At 53.4% G+C, this 20,630-nt stretch carries 12 protein-coding genes; 2 read left to right on the plus strand and 10 right to left on the minus strand.

Annotated features, from left to right (window positions below; translation table 11 throughout):
- Positions 1-12 precede the first annotated feature (12 nt).
- The 5 genes from E4T81_RS09485 to E4T81_RS09505 form a co-directional block, all read right to left on the minus strand.
- Positions 13-3,159, minus strand: a complete 3,147-nt coding sequence (locus E4T81_RS09485; protein ID WP_135043912.1) for a TonB-dependent receptor — start codon at positions 3,157-3,159, stop codon at positions 13-15.
- 52 nt (positions 3,160-3,211) lie between these two features.
- Positions 3,212-5,497, minus strand: coding sequence for a beta-glucosidase BglX (gene bglX / locus E4T81_RS09490; protein WP_135043913.1), 2,286 nt, complete (start codon positions 5,495-5,497; stop codon positions 3,212-3,214).
- Positions 5,498-5,515: 18 nt separating this feature from the next.
- On the minus strand, positions 5,516-6,865 hold the full coding sequence (locus E4T81_RS09495; protein WP_167761825.1) for a family 16 glycosylhydrolase: 1,350 nt from the start codon (positions 6,863-6,865) through the stop codon (positions 5,516-5,518).
- Between the two features lie 207 nt (positions 6,866-7,072).
- The gene (locus tag E4T81_RS09500) at positions 7,073-9,937 is read right to left on the minus strand and encodes a transcriptional regulator (RefSeq protein ID WP_135043916.1); all 2,865 of its coding nucleotides are present in this window, start codon (positions 9,935-9,937) and stop codon (positions 7,073-7,075) included.
- A gap of 155 nt (positions 9,938-10,092) precedes the next feature.
- Positions 10,093-12,600 carry a glycoside hydrolase family 2 TIM barrel-domain containing protein gene (locus tag E4T81_RS09505; RefSeq protein WP_135043918.1) on the minus strand — a complete coding sequence of 836 codons (2,508 nt, stop codon included), beginning with the start codon at positions 12,598-12,600 and terminating at the stop codon, positions 10,093-10,095.
- A gap of 232 nt (positions 12,601-12,832) precedes the next feature.
- On the opposite strand from E4T81_RS09505, the gene asnA reads away from it, so the two are divergent.
- Complete coding sequence (gene asnA, locus E4T81_RS09510) at positions 12,833-13,867, plus strand: aspartate--ammonia ligase (protein WP_135043920.1); 1,035 nt, start codon at positions 12,833-12,835, stop codon at positions 13,865-13,867.
- Here the strand turns inward: asnA and E4T81_RS09515 are convergent.
- The 5 genes from E4T81_RS09515 to E4T81_RS09535 are packed head-to-tail and all read right to left on the minus strand — an operon-like array spanning position 13,854 to position 17,783.
- Positions 13,854-14,225, minus strand: a complete 372-nt coding sequence (locus E4T81_RS09515) for a hypothetical protein (protein WP_135043922.1) — start codon at positions 14,223-14,225, stop codon at positions 13,854-13,856. The genes asnA and E4T81_RS09515 overlap by 14 nt on opposite strands.
- Positions 14,222-15,580, minus strand: coding sequence for a hypothetical protein (locus E4T81_RS09520; RefSeq protein WP_135043924.1), 1,359 nt, complete (start codon positions 15,578-15,580; stop codon positions 14,222-14,224). Before E4T81_RS09520 ends, E4T81_RS09515 begins: the two co-directional genes overlap by 4 nt.
- A gap of 14 nt (positions 15,581-15,594) precedes the next feature.
- A complete protein-coding gene (locus tag E4T81_RS09525; RefSeq protein WP_135043926.1) occupies positions 15,595-16,140 on the minus strand; it encodes a hypothetical protein in 546 nt (181 codons plus the stop codon).
- Between the two features lie 36 nt (positions 16,141-16,176).
- Positions 16,177-17,493 (minus strand): DUF5309 family protein, encoded by a 1,317-nt coding sequence (locus tag E4T81_RS09530; protein ID WP_135043928.1) that lies wholly within the window; start codon positions 17,491-17,493, stop codon positions 16,177-16,179.
- Positions 17,494-17,537: 44 nt separating this feature from the next.
- Positions 17,538-17,783, minus strand: coding sequence for a hypothetical protein (locus E4T81_RS09535; RefSeq protein WP_135043930.1), 246 nt, complete (start codon positions 17,781-17,783; stop codon positions 17,538-17,540).
- 1,461 nt (positions 17,784-19,244) lie between these two features.
- Between E4T81_RS09535 and E4T81_RS09540 the strand changes: the two genes are divergently transcribed.
- Positions 19,245-20,630, plus strand: coding sequence for a hypothetical protein (locus tag E4T81_RS09540; protein ID WP_135043932.1), 1,386 nt, complete (start codon positions 19,245-19,247; stop codon positions 20,628-20,630).

Below are 20,630 nucleotides of genomic sequence, written 5' to 3' on the forward strand. Positions count from 1 at the left end.
TATTAGCTGTGATTAGAATTGGATGTTGAAGCCTACAGTCCATATGCGTGGCTGCGGATAAACGCCGTAGTCGATTCCGAGCGAAGTGCCGCCGGAAGAGATTTCGGGGTCAAATCCATGATATTTTGTCCATGTGAAAAGGTTTTCTGCCGATACATAGACGCGGAAGTTCTGCACTGACACCTTGCGGGTGATCTGCTGCGGCAGTGTATAGCTGAGCATGATGTTTTTAAGGCGCATGTAGTCTCCGTCATAGACGAGGAGGTCAGATGACGCCCAGTTGCGGTTGTCGCCTCTCACATAGCGCGGTATGCGGTTGGAGGTGCCTTCGCCGGTCCAGCGTCCGAGCATCCATGAGGGGAGGTTGGAGGCTACGGCGTCGGTGCGTCGTGTTGCGTCAAAGATGTCGTTGCCTGCCGTTCCCTGGAACATTGCGCTCAGCGCGATGCCTTTCCATTGCACATTCAGGTTGAAGCCATAGGTCCAGTCGGGCATTCCCTTGCCGATTTTTGTACGGTCGTTTTCTGTGAGCTGACCGTCGCCGTCGACATCCACGAAGCGCACGTCGCCCGGCACGGCGTCGGCGAAGTAGCCGCCTGAGTATTTGGCGTTATAAGCGTCAGCCTCAGCCTGGTTCTGGATTACGCCGTCGGTCTTGAATCCATAGAAGAAGGGGAAGGGGAGTCCGTTTTGAGCGCGGGTTATGGCGCCTGTGCCCTGGAAGGAGTCAAGGTTGGCCCATCCCTCTGCGTTACCGTAGTCGATAAGCTTGTTTTTGAGATAGGTGAGGTTGCCGCCGACACCGAATGTCCAGTCGCCTACGGAGAGGTTGTAGTTAAGCTCCATTTCCACACCTGAGTTTTCCATCTTGCCGACATTGCCCACAGGCACTGACTCGCCGACATAGGCGGGTACCTGCATGTTCATCAGCATGCCGTCGGTGCGCTTGTTGTAGTAGTCTACGCTGAAAGTGAGTGCATTGTTGAGGAATGCGAGGTCGAGACCTACGTCGGTCTGAGTGGATTCCTCCCAGCGGAGATTCTTGTTGGGAAGGATTGATGCCTTTACACCGTTGATTACGATTTCGTCGCGTCCGAAGATGGCGTTGTTGCCTGAGCTTGCAAGAGCCACGTAGAGGAAGTCGCCGATGTTCTCGTTACCGTTCTTACCCCAAGAGAAGCGCACTTTCGCGTTGTTCCACCACTCGGGGAACACTTTTTTGAGGTAAGGCTCGTTGTGGAGGTTCCATCCGAGAGAGAAAGAGGGGAATGTGGCCCAGTGGTTGTTGGAACCGAAACGGCTTGAACCGTCGCGGCGTATTGTTGCCTGAATCATGTAGCGGGCGTCGTAGTCGTAGCTTACACGGGCAAATGTAGAGGCGAGTTTTGCTTTTACATTGGGGGCGCCTGAAGAGGTCTGGTCGCCTTCGGCAGCCTGTCCGGTTGACGCGTCGATGTAGGGGCGGTTGTAGTCGATAATGTGGTTGCGTGCTCCTGAGAGATATGAGCCGCTGCTCTGTTTTGCCGACTGTCCGAGAAGTATCGAGAAGTTGTGGTCGCCTATGCGCTTGTCGTAGCTGAGGGTGTTTTCAAGCTGCCACACAGTGCCCTGACTCTTGGATGAGTAGGCTGAAGAGAATGTCTGGCTTGCGCCTGAGCGGAGGTAGTATTCGCGTGTGTAGCCGTCATTGCCCCAGAAAGAGAGGTCGGCTCCGTAGCTGATGCGATATTTCAGGTTGTCCCAGATCTGGAGTTCACCGATGAAGTTGCCTACAAACTTGTGGCTCCATCCCTGGTCGCCGGGAAGCGACATGTTGGCGATGGGGTTTGACATCTCCTGATAGCTGCCGAATACCTCGGGGTTGGTGAGAAGAAGTCCGTTGGCTCCGTAGAGAGGCACGTAGTTGGCGTTGCCGGCATAATAGTCGATCTGCTGCTGTGCTTTCTCGCCTTCAAGATAGGGAGTGAGCATAGGGGAGATGGCGAGGGCAGAGCCGAGAGGAGAACCCCAGGTGGAGTTGGTCTCGATGCCGCGGCTCTTTATGCGGGCGTAAGAGGCGTTTACCGTCACTTTGAAGTTGTTGAGGAAGTTACGGTTTTTAGACTCGTCAAATACGGTATAGGTGTTGTTGCTGCGCAGAGTTAGGCGCTGATAGTTGGAGCGGTTGAAGTTACCGCCTATTATACCCTCCTGGGTGTAGTAGCCGAGCGAGAGGAAATAGTTGACTTTTTCGCTTGCTCCGCTGATGCTTACCTGATGGTTCATCACGGGGGCGTTGTCGTTGAACACGGCGTCCTGCCAGTCGAAGCCTTCACCGTAGGAATAGGGGTCGGAGTAGGGGGCTGCGATGCCGGCGTTTAGAGAACCTTCGTTCATCATTACGGCATATTCCGTAGCGTTGAGCACGTCACGGTGTTTCCATGCCGTCTGCCATCCGTAAGAGAAGTCGTAGGTGACCGAGGTCTTGCCTTTGCTTCCGCTCTTGGTGGTGACGAGGATTACGCCGTTTGCCGCACGGGCACCGTAGACTGCACCTGAGGCGGCGTCCTTCAGCACCTCGATTGACTGGATGTCGTTGGGGTTGAGGTAGTCAAGTCCCCCCTCGATAGGCATTCCGTCGACGATATAGAGAGGGTCGGAGTTATTGATAGTACCGATACCGCGCACTCTTACACGTGCCGCTGCGCCGGGCTGTCCGGAAGATGAGGTGACGGTGACACCTGAGGTGAGACCTTTCAGGGCGTTGTCCATGCGGACCGGTGCGGTGAGCGACAGCTTTTCATCATCAATCTTGGAGATTGCCGCTGTCACGACGCTCTTGCGCTGGGTTCCGTAGCCTACAGCCACAACCTCGTCAAGCATAGTCGCGTCTTCCTGAAGCACAACCTGAAGCGGGCTCATCGGGTCGGTTACTTTTACCGAGTGAGGCTTGTAGCCTACATACTTGAACTCTACAGTAGAGCCTTCGGGGGCTGTCAGTGTAAAACCGCCGTCAATGTCGGTTGAGACACCGTTGGTGGTGCCTTTGACCATTACGGTCGCGCCGATAAGCGGCTCGCCGTCAGATGCGGCTGTTACTGTACCCGTGACATTGACATCCTTTGCGCTCGCGCAGATGACTGTCAATATCGAAATCAGAAATAATGACAATTTTTTCATTGCATCATGGTTTTAGGTAATTAATGGTTTGTTAGTTTAATCAGGTTTGAGGTCAGTCTGTGACCGAGAATGGGGTTGAAAGTCCGCAGTCGCTGTCACCGCCTATCCAGAGGGTGAAATCGCCCGCTTCGACATTCTTTTTCATGTCGGCTCCGTAGAAGGCAAGTTCGCTTACGGGCAGGCGGAATGTCACGGTGGTTGATTCTCCCGGTGACAGCGTCACGCGCTCGAAGCCTTTCAGCTCTTTTACGGGGCGTGTCACAGAGCCGGCATGGTCGCGGATGTAGAGCTGTGCGACTTCGGTAGCCTTGTGCTTGCCGCTGTTGGTGAGCTTCGCGGTTGCGGTTATACAGTCATCTTTTGAGTAAGATGTTTTGTCAAGGGCGATGTCGGCGTAGTCAAATTTTCCGTAGGATAGACCGTAGCCGAAGGGGAAGAGCGGACCAAATCCGGCGTCAAGCCAGTAGGAGGTGTTGCCGAGCGATGTCTGACCGCCTTCCTGGGGTATGTCGTTGATAAGGGTTTCTGTGCCGTGGGCCGGGCGGCTTCCGGCGTTTTTGCTGTAATATATAGGTATCTGACCTACACGGGCGGGGAAAGTGACAGGGGTCTTTCCGCTCGGGCTCTCTTTGCCGAAGATAAGGTCGGCAAGGGCGGGACCGCCCATTGTGCCGGGATGGAAGGAGTATAGCACGGCGTCAGACTCGTCGATCTGCTTCTTTATTGTGAGCGGGCGACCTGCCATAACCACGGTTACAAGCGGCTTGCCTGTGCGGGAAAGGGCTTCGATTAACTTGCCCTGTGCTCCCACGAGGTCAAGGTCGGCAAGACAGTGGGCTTCGCCTGACAGGATTGATTCCTCGCCTACTACGGCGATTACTGCGTCGACACCGCGGGCGGCATTGACTGCGCGGGCAATGCCGGCTTCGTTCTTGTCACGGCTATAACCGAGTGCCGGCTCATAGATGACGGTGATGTCGTTGCCATACTCTTTGCGGAGTGCGTCAAGCAGGGTGACAGTCTTGTCTTTTTCACCGTCAAAGACCCATGTGCCCATCTGGTCGTGGCGGGCGTCGGCAAGAGGTCCGGTGAGCAGTATGCGCTTCACGCCCTGTGAGAGCGGCAACACGTCATTGTCGTTTTTCAGCAGAATGGCGCTCTTCATCGCAGCCTCTTTTGCCGCTGCGAGATGAGGCTCGCTGTACTTGACTTCCTGGGGAGTGGCGATATAGGGCTTCTCGAATAGTCCGAGCATGAATTTCACGCGCAGGATATTAGCCACTGACTTGTCAATGTCATCTATTTTGACCTTTCCTTCGTCGAGGAGCTCTTTCATGTGGGTGATGTAGGTGCAGCTTTCCATCTCCATGTCGACACCTGCGTTAAGACCTTTCATCGCGGCCTCCTTGTTGTCGGCACAGAAGCCGTGGTTGACCATCTCGCCTACGCTTGCCCAGTCAGACACGACAAAGCCGTTGAATCCCCACTCGCCGCGAAGTATGTCGGTGAGTACAAATTTGTTGCCCGATGCCGGCACACCGTCGTTGTCATTGAATGATGACATATAGGTGAGACAGCCCGCTTTGCATGCTTCCTCAAAGGGGGGAAGATATATGTTGCGCAGCAGACGCTCGGGGATAAACGTGGAGTTATAGTCGCGGCCTGACTCGCTCGCGCCGTAGCCTACGAAATGCTTGGCACACGCCGCCATTGATGTGGGGTCGGTCAGGTCATCGCCCTGAAATCCTTTTACCATCGCCCTCGACATGAGTCGGGTGAGGTAGACATCCTCTCCGCAGCCTTCGGCGATGCGTCCCCAGCGAGGGTCGCGGGCTATGTCAATCATTGGGGCGAAGGTCCAGCGTATGCCGTCGCTTGAAGCCTCTACGGCTGCGATTCTCGCGCCTTTCTCGACGATTAGCGTATCGAAGGTCGCCGCCTGTCCGAGTGGAATCGGAAATATGGTCTTGTAGCCGTGAATCACATCGCGGGATATGAGCAGGGGTATGCCGAGTCGCGATTGCTCCATAGCCACGCGCTGCATGCTGTCGGCATGGAAGGGTGAGGGTACATTGAGCAGCGAGCCGATATTGCCTGAGGCTATCTCGCCGGAGAAATAGGAGAGGGCGTTGTCGCCGTCCCACATGCTGCGCTGATTGAGCTGTCCGAGTTTTTCGTCGAGCGTCATCTGCGACAGCAGGCTCTCGACTCTTTTCTCTACCGGCTGGGATGAGTCTTTATAGAGGTCGGGCGAGCCCGAGGCTCCGCATCCTGTCAGCAGAGTGGTGATGCCGATTATACCGGCTCCTGTAAGAAGAAGTCTGGTGATGCTGTTCATGATGTCAAATTATTGTGGTTAATCTTTTTGGAATACTCTCACATAGTCAATCTCATAGGTGGCGGGAAGAGCGCTTTCATCCACTCCTTTCATGCCGCCCCAGTCGCCTCCCCATGCAAGGTTGAGCTTCAGACCGAAGTTTTTGTTGAAGGGCCATGTCTTCGGGTCGCCGGCATGGTCATTGGGGAAATTTAGCAGGAGCTTGCCGTCGACATAGGTCTTGATGTAGTCCTCGGTCCATTCGAGGGCGTAGACGTGGAACTCGTCTTCCGCTCCGGGGGTAAGCACTTCCTTGGTCTTCTGAGTGCCGATTGTGTGGTTATAGGCGGAGCAGTGGATTGACGATGAGGTATAGTTGGGGTTTACTCCGACTTCTTCCATGATGTCGATTTCACCGCATGCGGGCCAGTTCTCGCCACCGGTCTGAGGCATCATCCAGAATGCCGGCCATGTGCCCTTGCCTTTGGGGAGCTTGAGGCGTGCCTCAAAGTAGCCGTAGGTCCAGTAGGTGGAGGTGTTGACGCGTGCCGACCACACTTCGTTGCCTACCTTTTTAGCGTGAATCTTCAGGATGCCGTCGCTTATCTCTGCTGTCACAACACCGTCGCGCTTGCCTTTGATATAGCGTTGCAACTCATTGTTGACGCGTCCCGGATCCCACACTTCATACCACCATTTTGACTCGTCGGGCATAGTTACAGCAGGGTCGTTGAACTCATCGGCCCACACGAGCGAGTAGCCTTCGGGCGTGATAATCTCGTCGCTCATCTGCGATACTTCTATTGTTGAGCTTTCACCGCTGTAGCTGATGGTGACGGTGGCGTTGCGGGTTTCGGCGCTTTCATTTTTATCGCAGCTTACAGTGAGCGAGGTCTCCCCGTCAGTGCCTGTGGCGGGAGTCACTTTACACCATGCCGCCGATGACTGTGCGCTCCAGTCCACATTGCAGTTGACTGTAATATTGGACGAAGATGGCTGGGCTCCAAATGTGATTGATGACTTGGAGAGGCGTATGGCAGCTTTTGCTGCCTGGGTGAGGATGAAACTCTTTGTCGCGCGGTCAGTGGCTGTCACCACAAGATTTGCCGTGCGTGCCTCCATTCCGGTGTTGGAGTTTACTGACACCTTTATTTCAGTGGCTTCATTTTTTACGCCTCCCGTAGGAAAGAGGGTGCACCAGTCGGCGGTAGTTGCGATTTTCCAGTCAGAGTCCGACTTTATATTAATAATTATTTCCTGACCGTCGGCATTTATGCTCATGTCGGCGGGGCTGATAGTGATTGTCGCCCCGTCGCCTGACCCGCCCGAGGGTTTGGGCTCGTCGTTTCCGGAGCTTCCGCAGCTGAAGAGCGATGCGGTCAAAAACATTGTTAAGAGAATACAACTTTTTGTAATTTTCATGATAATATCGGGTTTAAATTTTCCGCAAATGTATCTTGTGGAAATATCCAATTTAAGGTTTTTGACTATTCAAGATTACGTCAAAGGCTTATTTAAAATACGTCAAATATACGTCAGTTTAATGTAATCAGCAGTAATACAGGGTATTGAAAATATTGAGTGTTACGTCTACACTTAATTGTTTTTTGCTAAAAATTCCTGAAGGCTCTCTTCGCGCTCAAGATTGAATTTTTTTCTGATACGGTAGCGCATGGTCTCCATTCCGCGCACAGAGATATTCATGAGCGGAGCAATTTCCTTGGTGGAAAGGTCCATTTTTATGTAAGCGCAGAGGAGCACTTCATTATTGGAAAGGTCGGGGTAGCGCGACCGCAGTTTTTTCATGAAATCATTATGCACAAGATCAAATTCATCTTCAAATCTCTTCATGACATCATCAGACTGCAACGACACATCAATGGAATTTTGCAGTGCAAGAATCGACTTGCGCTGTTCCGACCCCGCGTTTAGCCGCGAATAAATATTTCGCAATTCCTGCTTGATATTGATGAGGGTCTCGTTTTTGCGGGCTATGCTTGCCATGGCGTTTGCCATCTCCTGCGATTTGTGTTGCAGTTCAAAGTGCAGTTTCTCTTTTTCGAGTTCCATGATTTTGCGGTCCTTCATCTGCGCCTCCTTGTCGAAGTCGGCCTGGCGTTTGGCAAGTTCGCTGTCTTTTTCCCTCACGACCCTGCGCTCTTTTACGGCGAGCAGATGACGTTCAAGCACTATGAGCGCGATAACGGCTATAATGGCGAGGATGATGTAGACGGCAATCGCCCCTTTGCTCTTGTACCAGGGCGGCAGTATTGTAAACTCGATGCTGTCGGTGTCAATGGTTCCGTCGACGGCGGTAGCCTCGATTTCAAATCGGTAGCAACCATCTTTAAGATTGGTGTATTCCTTTAGGGTCGACGCGGTGGGTGCGCTCCAGTCCTCCACGCTGAGCCTGTAGCGGTAGGTCACGAGCCCGCTGCGGGCGTCGTCGTTGATGCCATATTTTATGCGCAGCGAGTTTTGATGATAGCCGATAGTGATTTTTTCGCGTCGGCCGAGGAAATTGTTGGCGTAAAGGAGCGAATCGGCGGGCGACGTGATGCTGACCTCATTGATGCGGGCGAGGCGCAGCCCCTTGTCGTGGTCGGCTGTCGCGCGGGAAAAGTCAAAGAAAGTATATCCGTTGTATCCCGGAAATATCACTATGGAGTCATTGATAGAGTAGAGCAGGTCGCCTTCATGCATCGGGGCGGGGAAATATCCGAAAAGCGGCATGCGTGTCACCGAGCTGCTGTCGCTGCCTGATCTCATTATCTCTTTGGATGTCAAGGCATATAAGTTTCCCCCCCTATCTTTTTTAATCCTGCGGAAATGCTTTTTCCCGCCAAATAGTGAGTTTAGCCTTTCGTCAGGCTCGATTGTGCCGGACGCCGGATTGTAGACATAGATTCCTTCTGATGTCGCAAAATGCACCTTGCCGTCAAAAAGGCTCAGGTTGACATCCTTTGTCAAGGGCACGCTGTCGCATGTTGACGTAAAGTGAGTCTCGTCTATGACCGCGAGGGTGTTAAGGTCAAATTTGAGCCGGGTTACACCGTCGGTTCCCGCCGAGGCCCATATCTCATCAGGCGAGGTCATCACGAAATTGTTGGGGCATCCGTCATATCCTTGCAGCTTTGCAGTCATGACCCATTGCTGCCGGCGCTTTTCCATGATGTAGAATCCGTCATATGTGCCGACGATGACGCGTCCGTCGGTCAGCGGCATGCAATCCCATGAGCCACATATCCCGTTTACAGGGGTCATCGTAGTACCGTCGATTACGAAAACGCCCCGGTCGTGGGTGCAGATGATTTCACCGCCGATATTGCGCAGTCCCCACACCTGTCCGGTGGTCCCGGCGACAGGGGTGAATGAAAGCCGCCCGTTTTCCGGCACCGGGGGATAGTCGACAGTGTATAGCCCGCGATTTGTCCCGAGATACATCTTGCCGCCTATGATTTCTGTGACATATCCTGAGCCTATAGGCAGATTTCCGTTGCTCAGGGTGGTTGCGGGCATTTCAAGCAATATCTTTTCAATGCCGCGGTCAAGCCCTGCCCAGAGGTCGCCACGCTCGTCAAAGGCGAGCGAAAGCACTGTGTTGTTTAGCAGACCGTTGTTTTCGTTATAAAGCTGTGCCGTCGTGCTGTCGAGGTCAATGACCATCACTCCGTTGTGGATGCTTCCGAGGGCAAGACGGTTGCCGTTTACAGCCGCGCAGAATATCTCTCCGATGCGTCTTGTCTCGTTTTCGATTTCGTCCATGCGTCGGAGCGACTTGCGGTCGTAGAAAAATATGCCGTCGCTCGCGGTCGCGATAATTATTCCCCTGGAATAGGGGAGAATGGAGCGTATGCGTTTGCCTTTCAGCCGCTCGGTCTCCGGAGCGGTGAATATGTTGTCGCCCGCCATAAATTTGAGCCCGCGGTCAGTGCCGAGATAGAGTGTTCCGTCAATCATTGCCGAACAGTCAAACTTGCAGCTGTCGGAGACAATTACATTGCGGTTGCCGTCGGGGATATACTTCATTATATTGCGGTCGCCCTGCGCATATATTATATGGTCTTTCTCGTATATGCCCCAGATATTTCCGAGTTCACGACGTCCGGCAACACTGTCGCTCAGGCAGGTGTAGACGAGATTGCCGTCATCGCCGGGCTCGAAGTAGCCGAATTCATTGATGGCGCCGACATACACTCTTCCTTCATTGCGCGACACGTAGACCGAGCGGAGGTCGGTACCGTTGTTGATTTGAAACGATTTCCAGTCGTTGCCGTCGTAGGCAAACAGCGCTTGCTGAGTGGCAAAAAACACATAGTCGCCGCCGGCGGTGGATATGCCCCATGTCTTTGCATTGTGGGACGAGGCATCGTTGAACTCCTTGGCAAAGTGTACGCCGATTGCATTCATCGGCAATGAGGCGCAGAGTATTAGTATTATAAGGTTGCAGAATTTAAGCATAACCGAGTGTCAGATGATTTTTGCAGGCAACCGATATAGGTCGCTAATGCAAAAATAACTTAAATAACACTATGTAGGAAATGTAAACATGTATTTAACATTTGCGGGCACCCCCGTTTAGGAGTGCCCGCAGTAATAGTGCTGTCAGCCGCCGGTTATCGGGCGGTGATGGTTGTCGTAGCGTCGGAGAGTCCGGGCGATGAGGCTTTGACTGTTATGTCGCCTTTCTTGCCGTTGTTGCGCACAATGAGCATTGCTTTTCCTGCCATAGCTTTCCGGCTGTCGGCTTTAAAGCGCTCAAGCGATATGGGGCTGCCGTTGTCGACACCTTCGTTTCTGCCGGCTCCTTCCACGGAGAATGTCACTTCATTGTCGGCGAGAGGACACAGATTGCCTTCGCTGTCAAGAATCTCGACGGTGACAAAGCTGAGGTCATTTCCGTCGGCGGCGATTGCCTGCCTGTCGGGGGTAAGGCGTATTGCCGCCGGCTCTCCCGCGGTGTTGATGACAGTCTCGGCGACAGTCTTGCCGTCTTTACGGCTTACAGCCTTGACTGTGCCCGGCTCGAAGGTCACGCGCCATGCCACATGATAGTCATCGTCGCCCTTTGTGCGTACGCCCTGTGATTTCCCGTTGACAAAGAGTTCCACTTCGTCGGCGTTGTTATAGTAGGCCCACATGTCGACCTCCTGTCCCGGGGTCCAGTTCCAGTGGGGGAACAGGTGCAGCACGGTCTTGTCGGGACGCCATTCGCTCTGATACATGTAGTAGACATCTTTCGGGAAACCGGCAAGGTCCACGATGCCGAAATAAGAGCTGCGTGCTGGCCATCCGTAGGGTGTCGGTTCGCCGATGTAGTCAAATCCGGTCCAGATGAACTGTCCCATCACGTGGTCGTCTTTCATGCGGCGGAGCGAGTTTTCGTGGGTTGTACCCCAGGGCACATGCTCGTTGTCATAGGCCGAGCAGGCAAACGAGGGATCCTCATAGGGTATGTCCCAGCGCTTGGGGGCTATGATGATTGAGTCGGAGGGCATCTTGTAATATCCGCGAGTCATGAGAGCCGACACTGTCTCCGAGCCGAGAAACGGCTTGCCGGGATAGTTTTTCTTCGCGTCCTTGTACCACTCGTCATGATAGTTTATGCCGATGATGTCGAGTGCGCCCGACTTTATAAGGTGGTTGCCGGGGTTGGGTTCCTGCATGCCTGCGGTGACTGGGCGTGTCGGGTCAAGAGAGTTGACGATTCCTGCGAGTTTTCGGGTCAGCAGAGAGTTGACCGACATCTCGTCGCCATCCTTGGCAAGCTTGTCGGCTCCGTGTCCGAAGTTCAGGATGAGGTTGGCTTCCTCCAGCGAGAGGGTGTCGGCGGCGGCGTCGCTCCACTGTTCGAGCACTTCATTGCCGATGCTCCACATTATTATCGAGGGGTGGTTGCGGTCGCGTGTCACGAGGTCGGAGAGGTCACGCTCATGCCACTCGTCGAAAAATCTCGCGTAGTCGCGCTCTGTCTTGCGCTTGCGCCACATGTCAAACGCCTCGTCCATCACGAGTATTCCCATGCTGTCGCAGAGCGCGAGCACCTCGGGGGCAGGAGGATTGTGGGAGGCGCGGTAGGCGTTTACGCCCATTTCGCGGAGTATTTCAAGCTGGCGGCGTATGGCGCGTGTGTTGACAGCCGCTCCGAGGGCGCCGAGATCATGGTGCATGCAGACACCCTGTATTTTTACCGGCTCGCCGTTAAGGAAGAAACCCTTGTCAGCGTTAAACTCGATTGTGCGTATACCGGTCGTGGTCTCGTAGGTGTCCACTTTTTTCCCGTCGACCTCCACATCGGTCACTACCGAATAGAGCGAGGGTGATGACAGCGACCAGAGCTGTGGCGACGCCACTTTTGCCGACTGCTTTACCGTTGCCGATTTTCCGGCGGCGATTGTGTCGGTCGCCGTGTCGGTTGCCGCCACGTTGCCCTGCGGGTCTATAATGCGGGTGACAAGGGTCACTGCGGCAGCGTTGTCAGACGTGTTGTCGACGGTGGTCTCCACGTTCAGTGTGGCGCTTTCGGGACTTATGTCGGTCGCAGTCACGTAGGTGCCCCACTGAGCCACATGGATGGCGTTGAGATGTCGCAGCCACACGTGGCGGTATATGCCGCAGCCTGAATACCAGCGCGAGTTGGGCTGGTCAGAGTTGTCGACTTTCACGGCAATCACATTTTCCCCCTTTTTCAGCCAGGGGGTTATGTCGTAGCTGAATGAGGCATATCCGTAAGGGCGTGTGCCGAGTTCATGCCCGTTGATGTAGACAGTGGTGTTCATGTAGGCTCCGTCAAAGTCGATGTAGACTTTTTCGCCGTCGTTATATCCCGGCACAGTGAAAGTCTTTCTGTACCAGCCGATGCCTCCGGGAAGCGCTCCGCCTCCTGTGCCTGAGGGATTGTCTTTGCTGAAATCGCCTTCAATCGCCCAGTCGTGGGGCAGGTCGAGCGAGCGCCATGAACTGTCGTCAAACTCCGGCCCTGAATATACCGCCGAGTCGCCGAGATTGAATTTCCATCCGTCGTCAAAATTAGCCGAACGTGATGATGATGCACCGGCATTTGCACACGCGCTTAGTGTCAGCGACAATGCCACGGCATAAATCAGATTCAAGATTTTAGTCATAATAGTCAAGAGTATAGTATTTTTTTTGATAGTGCAAATATATACAGATAAGTGCAAATTCATGGGTGCCTTTTGTTCAATAATGGGTGATGTATTGTTAATCCGCGAAATGTTATGATGTGGCATTGTGAAAGGGAAAATAACTAAATATTTTACAAAATGCAGCAAAATATTTGCAAAATAAAATATTGTGCTTATCTTTGCGGTGATTTAACTACATAATGACAAAACTATGGCGCTTATCATTCCTCCACGATACAAGCAGAAGCTGCTTCCGGAGACAACAGAGATAGCAATCAAGGTTATTAAAGAGGGTTTTCAGACCGAACTTGCTTCGGCTCTTAACCTGCGACGTGTCACCGCGCCGCTTTTTGTGCTTGCGGGCACCGGTCTTAACGATGACCTTAACGGAGTCGAGCACGCTGTGTCGTTCAATATAGACGCGATGGGGGGCAAGCGTGCCGAGGTCGTACATTCGCTTGCCAAGTGGAAGCGCGCCAAGCTTGGCGCCTACGGTATCGCCCCGGGCTACGGACTTTATACCGACATGAACGCGATACGCACCTTTGAGGATCTTGACAACCTGCACTCGCTTTATGTCGACCAGTGGGACTGGGAGAAGACCATTAACGAAGAAGACCGCAACCTTGACTATCTCAAGGCTACGGCTGAAAAGATATACAATGTGGTGCGTGAGATTGAGCGACGCATCTACAAGCAGTTTCCCCATATCACACCAGTGCTTCCGGAAAAGCTCACATTCATCCATGCAGAGCAGTTGCTGAAAGAATACCCCGGTCTTACCTCACGCGAGAGGGAGGCTAAAGCCGCCAAGAAGTATGGAGCCATATTCCTTATCGGCATCGGAAATCCGCTCAGTGACGGCGAGCCTCATGACGGCAGGGCTCCCGACTATGATGACTGGATTACGCCAAACTCTGACGGATATACCGGGCTGAACGGTGACCTGATATTCTGGGACAATGTGCTCGACACTCCGTTTGAACTGTCGTCAATGGGTATACGTGTAAGCCCTGAATCGCTTAAAAAGCAGCTTGAGCAGCGTGGCTGCAGCGACCGTTGCTCGCTTACATTCCACAAGGCGCTGCTTAACGGCGAGCTTCCCTATTCGATAGGCGGCGGTATCGGTCAGAGCCGTCTCTGCATGTTCCTCCTGCAGAAGGCTCACATAGGCGAGGTGCAGGCTTCAATCTGGCCCGAAGACCAGATTGAAGAGTGCAGGAAGGCAGGAATCACCCTTTTATAATATTTCTGACAACGAGAAGACACAGAAGTGTCCCGGCGATTATAGCGGGGAGGCGCCAGGAAGGGGCGTCTCCCTTCGTCTTTTCAGGCGGCATGGTGATTCTCACGGTGTCGGTGCGTGACGTGACTACCGTGTCGGTGAGGGTGACGGTGCGGTAGATGGTGCGGTAGCGTTGCTCTTTCACCGAGTCGCCTCTCACTTCCACCCTTACGCTGTCAAGCATGTAGAGGGTGTCATGGCGTGCTGTAGCCGTGTAGACGGAGTCGGTTGACGCCGATGTGACGGGTGTATATATTGTGCGTGTGCAGGCGGCGGAGGTCATAAGCAGTGCCGCGATGACAGATACATGGGCTTTCATGAGGAGTATGACGATAGTTTGCGGTCGCGCATGGCGACAAATGAGTCAAACGAGTCAAAGATGTCTGCAAGAGCCACAAGCGCGCTTTCCTGACGCTGCCGGTAGAGCTGTGCCGAGCCGTCGCCTGTCGAGGTGAATCCGCGCAGCACTCCTGTCACCCCCGATACCTCCGAGAGCAGCTTTAGCTGCTGGTCGACCATCGCGCTTACTCCGAGATTGCCGGGCGAGGCATAGAGCTGTTGCGGTCCCGGCATTCCGGGTATGCCGTGATACATGACAAAGCCGTCGGGCTGCGCCCAGTTGTCAGCCACCTGGTTGACCGACATGCTGCGCGACTCCTGATTGTCGGGAAATAGTAGCACTCCCTTTGCCGCCGTGGCGAGTATGCGGTCATTAAGAGTGAGAAGCCGGTTGATGTTGCGCTGCTGCTCCACGACATCCTCTACAAAGGAGTGGATCTCCCCGTCGATAAACGGGTAAAAGCGGAATATGTAAGGATGGTCGGGCGCGGTGTACTCGTCGATAAGCTCGCCGGTGGAGGCGTAGAAGCGGCAATGCCACTGCGGCATGAGCTCCCACCTGATGTTAAGCGGCGCCTTGCCGCTCTTCTTTCGCCGTGACTGCTCCCGCAGGAGCGATGCATGACGTGACACCGGGGCAAAGAAAAAGCTGCCTGTCGTCGCGTCGTGACATCTCAGCCGCTCGGCTGTGTCGAGCGACCACACTTCTATAAGGCGGCATAGTCCCGCCTCGGCGTGGTAGAAATCGAGGTTGTCATTGCGCGACTGTCCGGTCATGTGGATGGGGCGCGACATGTTGCGCATGTAGTCGGAACTGTATATCTCCTTGATTTTCATGGCGCGGCTGCGGTCGCCGTGGGAGTGGCGCATCAGCAGTTGCTTCAGCGACAGGTCATGAAGTTCGCCTATTATCTCCACTTCATTGCCCCCGTAGCCTGTAAGGCTTCCGGTAAAGAAGCGTGCCGGACTGACGGGGAGCGCCATCTCTCCTGAGCCTGTGCAGCTCCGCTCCGCGATGACTCTCTGTATGGCGCAGCCTGATATGAGATACTCTTCAAAGGTGCGTGCGTCGGTCTCAAGTATTCCGCTCTCGGTTCCGGCGGCTTTTCTCGCCGACCGATAGCACCCGACGACTGTCTTTACAAGCTGGCGTATGATATTGTTGGTCACCGGATTCTCGCCCTTTGCCATCCTCAGCTGTCGCTCGGTGACATTTTCACCGTTTTCACCGGCGGTAATGTCGCCCCACTGGTCGCCGAATGTGTATCGTTTGAGTCTTAGCCTGCGTTCCCTCAGGTCGTCGCAGCGCTTCCAGGCTATGTAGGCTTTTTGCATGTGTGTCCGGGTGTTCATGGTGTGATTTCTTGATAAAAAGACTTGATTGTAGATAGCGCGGCGGAGTCGAGATGATACTCTCCCGGGTCATCGACTATCGCCGTCACTGAAATCCGCGCAGAGGCGGAGGGTGGGGTGTAGAGGCGCATCGTTCTTCCGTCGATGACTGCTACGGGCGAGTCGGTCCCGGCGCGTGAATAGGGCGACCGCTGCCTTGCGGCGATGCGCGACAGGGGGTCACGGGTGATTGTCGCCGGTGATTTCCATCCCTCCATGTCGACAGTGACCACCCTTATCACATTTTCGGGCAGGATTATGGTTCCCGTTCCGTCGTGACCGGTAGTCATTGACAGGCGGTCGCCTATCTCGACCGGGGCGAGCATCGACATGTCGCCCGCAGCAAGAAGGGAGGCATACCAGTCATGCATGCGTGCCGACAGGATGGCGTCCATGTCGTAGCCGCTTGCGAGGTTTACGGTGCATCCGGCGTTGATCATCGGGGGGAGATGGCGCAATTGCCACTCCTGTAGCAATTGCGCCTCTGAAAGGTGTAGTTTCATAGTAAAAGTGTCGTGTGGCGGTGGGGTGTGTCAGGTTTATTCTCCCTCAAAGTCATCTCCGCCCGGAGTGTCGGGTTCTTCCGGCTCTACCGGCAAGGCAGGTGTGTCGGGCATCGTCGGTTCGTCGCTTTCGGCTATAATCCTTACATGTGCCGTGGGGTAACGCAATACAAGACATGACGCTTCGGTGAGCACGGTAGCCCTGGTGTTGCGCTGTCCGCTCTTGCTCAGGTCGATGGGGAGTGTGCGGAACGGAATGTGGACATATTTCTGGAGATATTCCGGGTCGATGATCATGCCGTCGTCGGGATGGTCACATGCGTCAAATGTCTCGCTTAACACTACGTAAAGTCTGCCGAATTTGGTGTGGATTTCGGTAAAGTCTATGCCCCAGCGTGTCACGGTCTGTGTAGCCCCTACCATTTTCACTGTTTCCATTGACGACAGCGCCTCGATGAGTCCCGACCCGGCTATCAACACCTTGCGTGATGACGAGCCACATCCGGTGAATGCCATTCTTGACAGGCTGACGAGTGACTGTGGGGTCAGGCGTCCCTTTGTGTAGCGGAAGTCGTTGTTGGTCTGATGCCATATGCCTTCGGTCATGAACACCTCTCCGTAGCCGGCGCCCTTGTCAAAGCGGTAGCCCTTTCCGAAGAGGAAACTCTTCTCCATGCCCTGACGCATGTCGATTATGGCAAGTTCCTCCTGGTCGGAGAGAGTCCAACCTACTTCCTTTGCCGCCAGGCGCTGCATGTTTCCGAGCTCGACCTGAGCCTTGAATATCTGGCAGAAATTTTTGTGCTTCACCGGGATTGCCTGTGCCTGGGTTGTCTGCACGTCGAGTTCTGCCGCAGCCCTGCCCATTCTTATCACTTTCGCGCCCACCGGGATGTCGGGAATCTTTGTCATTTCTTCGTCACGTCCTATGCTGCGTATCGTTATTGTCTCGTTTTCGACCGAGGAGACGTAAAACACGCCGTCGAGCTTTTCCTCGCCAATCGAGAGCCCCGGAATATAGACTGTCTCGGTAGCGCTGAATATCGCCGGGTTGACGACATAGAGGGAGCATGTGTTCTTGCCCGGTGCTGTTTTGAACTCCTTGCTTACTGTAGTCATTGTCGGCACAGTGTCGACCGAATAATATTCAGCGATCATGCTTTTACACTTGCGCGGGGTGCCTATGCGTGATATCTGGTCGACGGGCGTAGCCATCGGGCGCACTTTGACTATGCGGCTGTCGATGTCGTTGACAAGAAGGTCGGGGGCGGTCTCGCGGGTCAATGCCGAGGTGAGGGGTGAGCCGATTACGTGGGTTCCTCCCGCGGCTCCGTTTGCGATTTTTGGTTCCATGTTTTTCAGTTTTTTAGGTTTAGAAGATGTGTGCGTGTTAAGTTTCAGTCCCATATGCTTCGTCGCGGGGCAGAGAAGAAGTCGATGTCAAGGTCGGTGACTGTGGAGTCGGTGTCGCCTGTGGCAGGCATGGCTCCAGGAGCCGGAATGGTCTCGAAAGGTGCCGGTTCTTCCATGCGTGATGACGCGGCTTCGTTAAGTCCGCGCAGATAGCCTCTTTGCTCGGCTTCCTCGATGGCGGTTCTCAGAGCGTCGTCGGTGGTTGGGGTGGTGTTTTCGTCGTGTTCCATAGTAATTGATTGGTTAATGATTACAATGCAAAGTTAACACCGTCCGCACGCGTCGCGATGTAGAAATGGGAAAATATCATTACCGATAGCAACGCGGCAAGTATTATTAATGATAGCGCATACAGGCGCATACATGCAGTGTAGGGGCGAGTGGAAGCTCGCCCGCGTTGCGCCCGCCGATGACGTATATGGGTGGCATCCCCGGAGGGGATGATCTGTGTTTTCGCATGGTTTGTGTTGCGGGCGACCTTCCAGTCGCCCCTACAGCTACGCGGTGGAACGTTGGGGCGATTTTCAACGTATTATCAATGGCTGTCCATGCATGCAATGTAGGGGCGAGTGGAAGCTCGCCTGCGTGGCGCCCGCTGATGGCGTATATGTGGGGTCATCCCCTTGCGGGGATATGCTGTGTTTCCGCAGTGCATGTGTTGCGGGCGACCTTCCAGTCGCCCCTACAGCTACGCGGTGGAGCGTTGGTATGATTTTCAACGTATTATCAATGGCTGTCCATGCATGCAATGTAGGGGCGAGTGGAAGCTCGCCCGCGTTGCGACCACCGATGACGTATCTGTGGCGGCATCCCCTCCAGGGATAGATTGCATGTCGGCATGGTTTGTGTTTCGGGCGACCTTCCAGTCGCCCCTACAGCTACGCGGTGGGCTGCGCGGTGATTTGCAATGCATTATCAATGATTGTCCATGCATGCAATGTAGTGGCGAGTGGAAGCTCGCCCGCGTTGCGTCCGCCGATGCGTGTACATGTTGGTTGGCACCTCTAAAGGGGATAGATCGCGTTTCCGCAGTACATGTGTTGCGGGCGACCTTCCAGTCGCCCCTACAGCTACGCGGTGGAGCGTTTGGGTGATTTGCAATGCATTATCAATGACCGTCCATGCAGGCAGTGTAGGGGCGAGTGGAAGCTCGCCCGCGTTGCGCCCGCCGGTGACGTATATGGGCGGCATCCCCGGAGGGGATGATCTGACTTGTAGCCGTGGGTTGAGCGTAGCGATACCCACGGACAGGTGTCGCCGAGCATGATGTTTCCGACAGGAATCATCAAAATACGGCATGGAAACGATGAATATATGCGATGATGATTCCTGCGGAAACATCCTTGAAAGGTCCTGCAAACCGTGGGTATAGCTGCGCTCAACCCACGGCTAAACATGGATTATCCCCTTGCGGGGATAGACCGCGTTTCCGCAGTGCATGTGTTGCGGGCGACCTTCCAGTCGCCCCTACAGCTACGCGGTGGAGCGTTGCGGCGATTTGCAATGCATTATCAATAATTATCCATACAGGCAATGTAGGGGCGAGTGGAAGCTCACCAGGATTTATAAGTGATACTTAATTATCTGATTATAATGTCATAATGACAAATAATACATCTTTATTTGCATATTTGCGATATTTTGCTGTATTTTACGATTAATCGATTTCACATTTCAAATAAAATCAATGGATGAATAAAAAGTTATTGTTTTCACTTACCGGCTCACTATTATTGGGCGTGACCTCATGCGAGGTTTCGGATTTTATTAGTGACACCTTTGGCAGTGAGGAAAAGAAATTGCCGGAGGAGATTGCCGATGCAAAGACGTATTTTGACCAATACGCGTCTTTGGAGATTGACTATGAACTAATTGGCATGCATCCGGGGGTAATCGTTCCCCAATGGGATGATGCAATCGCAGTGCAAAATGGCGAGATGGTGAGTATAAATGTGCCGTTGTTTACCGAAGCTACCTACAGCGGGGCGTTTTACATAGACCGCGCCAATCCTGACGAGACCTTTTCGACGTCGCTCCTGCAACGTCTGGTCATCGTAAAATATCTAGGAGAGAGTAATTACAATTGTTATGTGTCCACTATAATCCCGGACAGAGATTGCGCGTCTAAAAATCGCGCGATGATTTCCCGGCGGTTTTTATCGGGCGATACTGCAACGACTTTTTCCGGCACGGTTATCTATTCGACGGTTACAACCAACTATACTGTTGCCGTTGAGCGTTATTCCGGTGGTGAGTGTATTGAAAGTATCTCAATACTCAATCCCGAAGATGCGGTTATTGGTATGTATGAGTCTATGGAGCAGATAATCGGGGCAAAGGAGGTGACGCGTGAGATCTCTCTGATGTCAAGAAGCGGTGGCGAATTTGGCGGCATCCAACTTCCGGGGGTGACAATAATCGGAACACCCGGCGGAAGCGGGGGAGGCACTCCTTCTGTCCCGTCACTCCCGCCACCACCTGATCCTCCGTTTCCCAATAATCCGACTCCTCCCGGCAGCAATCCTCCTGTTGTGCCGCCACCTCATAGCGGCGGTAGTTCCGGTGGCGGCTCAGGAAGCAGCTCCGGCAGCTCATCAAGTAATGATCCACAGGAGTATAAGTATTCTAAGACAGATAAACTCGTTACGAAGAAGAAGAGTATACCAATTCCAAAACAAACTGGGCAGAATTGTGTGACAAACATTTTGGACTATCTTTCTGAGTCATATTTTGAATTTGATGCGTCGAAAGGTCCATTTGATTTTTATGCTCTTCTTCTTGAAGGTAAGTTACCAGGAGAGGCAGGTGTCAGTATTGAAAATCTACCGAAGCTTATAAATCATTTTTTTGTTGCGGAACAAAATGTAAGTAATTTTAAACAAGCCATTGACTTAGGATATACACTGGTGTCTTTAAGGCGTATTGCTAGTTCTAAAGACTACCATTGTGTACTTATCGTTGGATATACGCAGGGTGGAAGATATATATATGTTGATACATCTACTGCAAAAACCTATACTGCACCCGCGTCTTCATTCAATAAATATTATACATTCATTATAAAAGGAATGCTTTAA

The organism is Barnesiella sp. WM24, from assembly GCF_004570975.1.
Taxonomy (GTDB): domain Bacteria; phylum Bacteroidota; class Bacteroidia; order Bacteroidales; family Muribaculaceae; genus Muribaculum.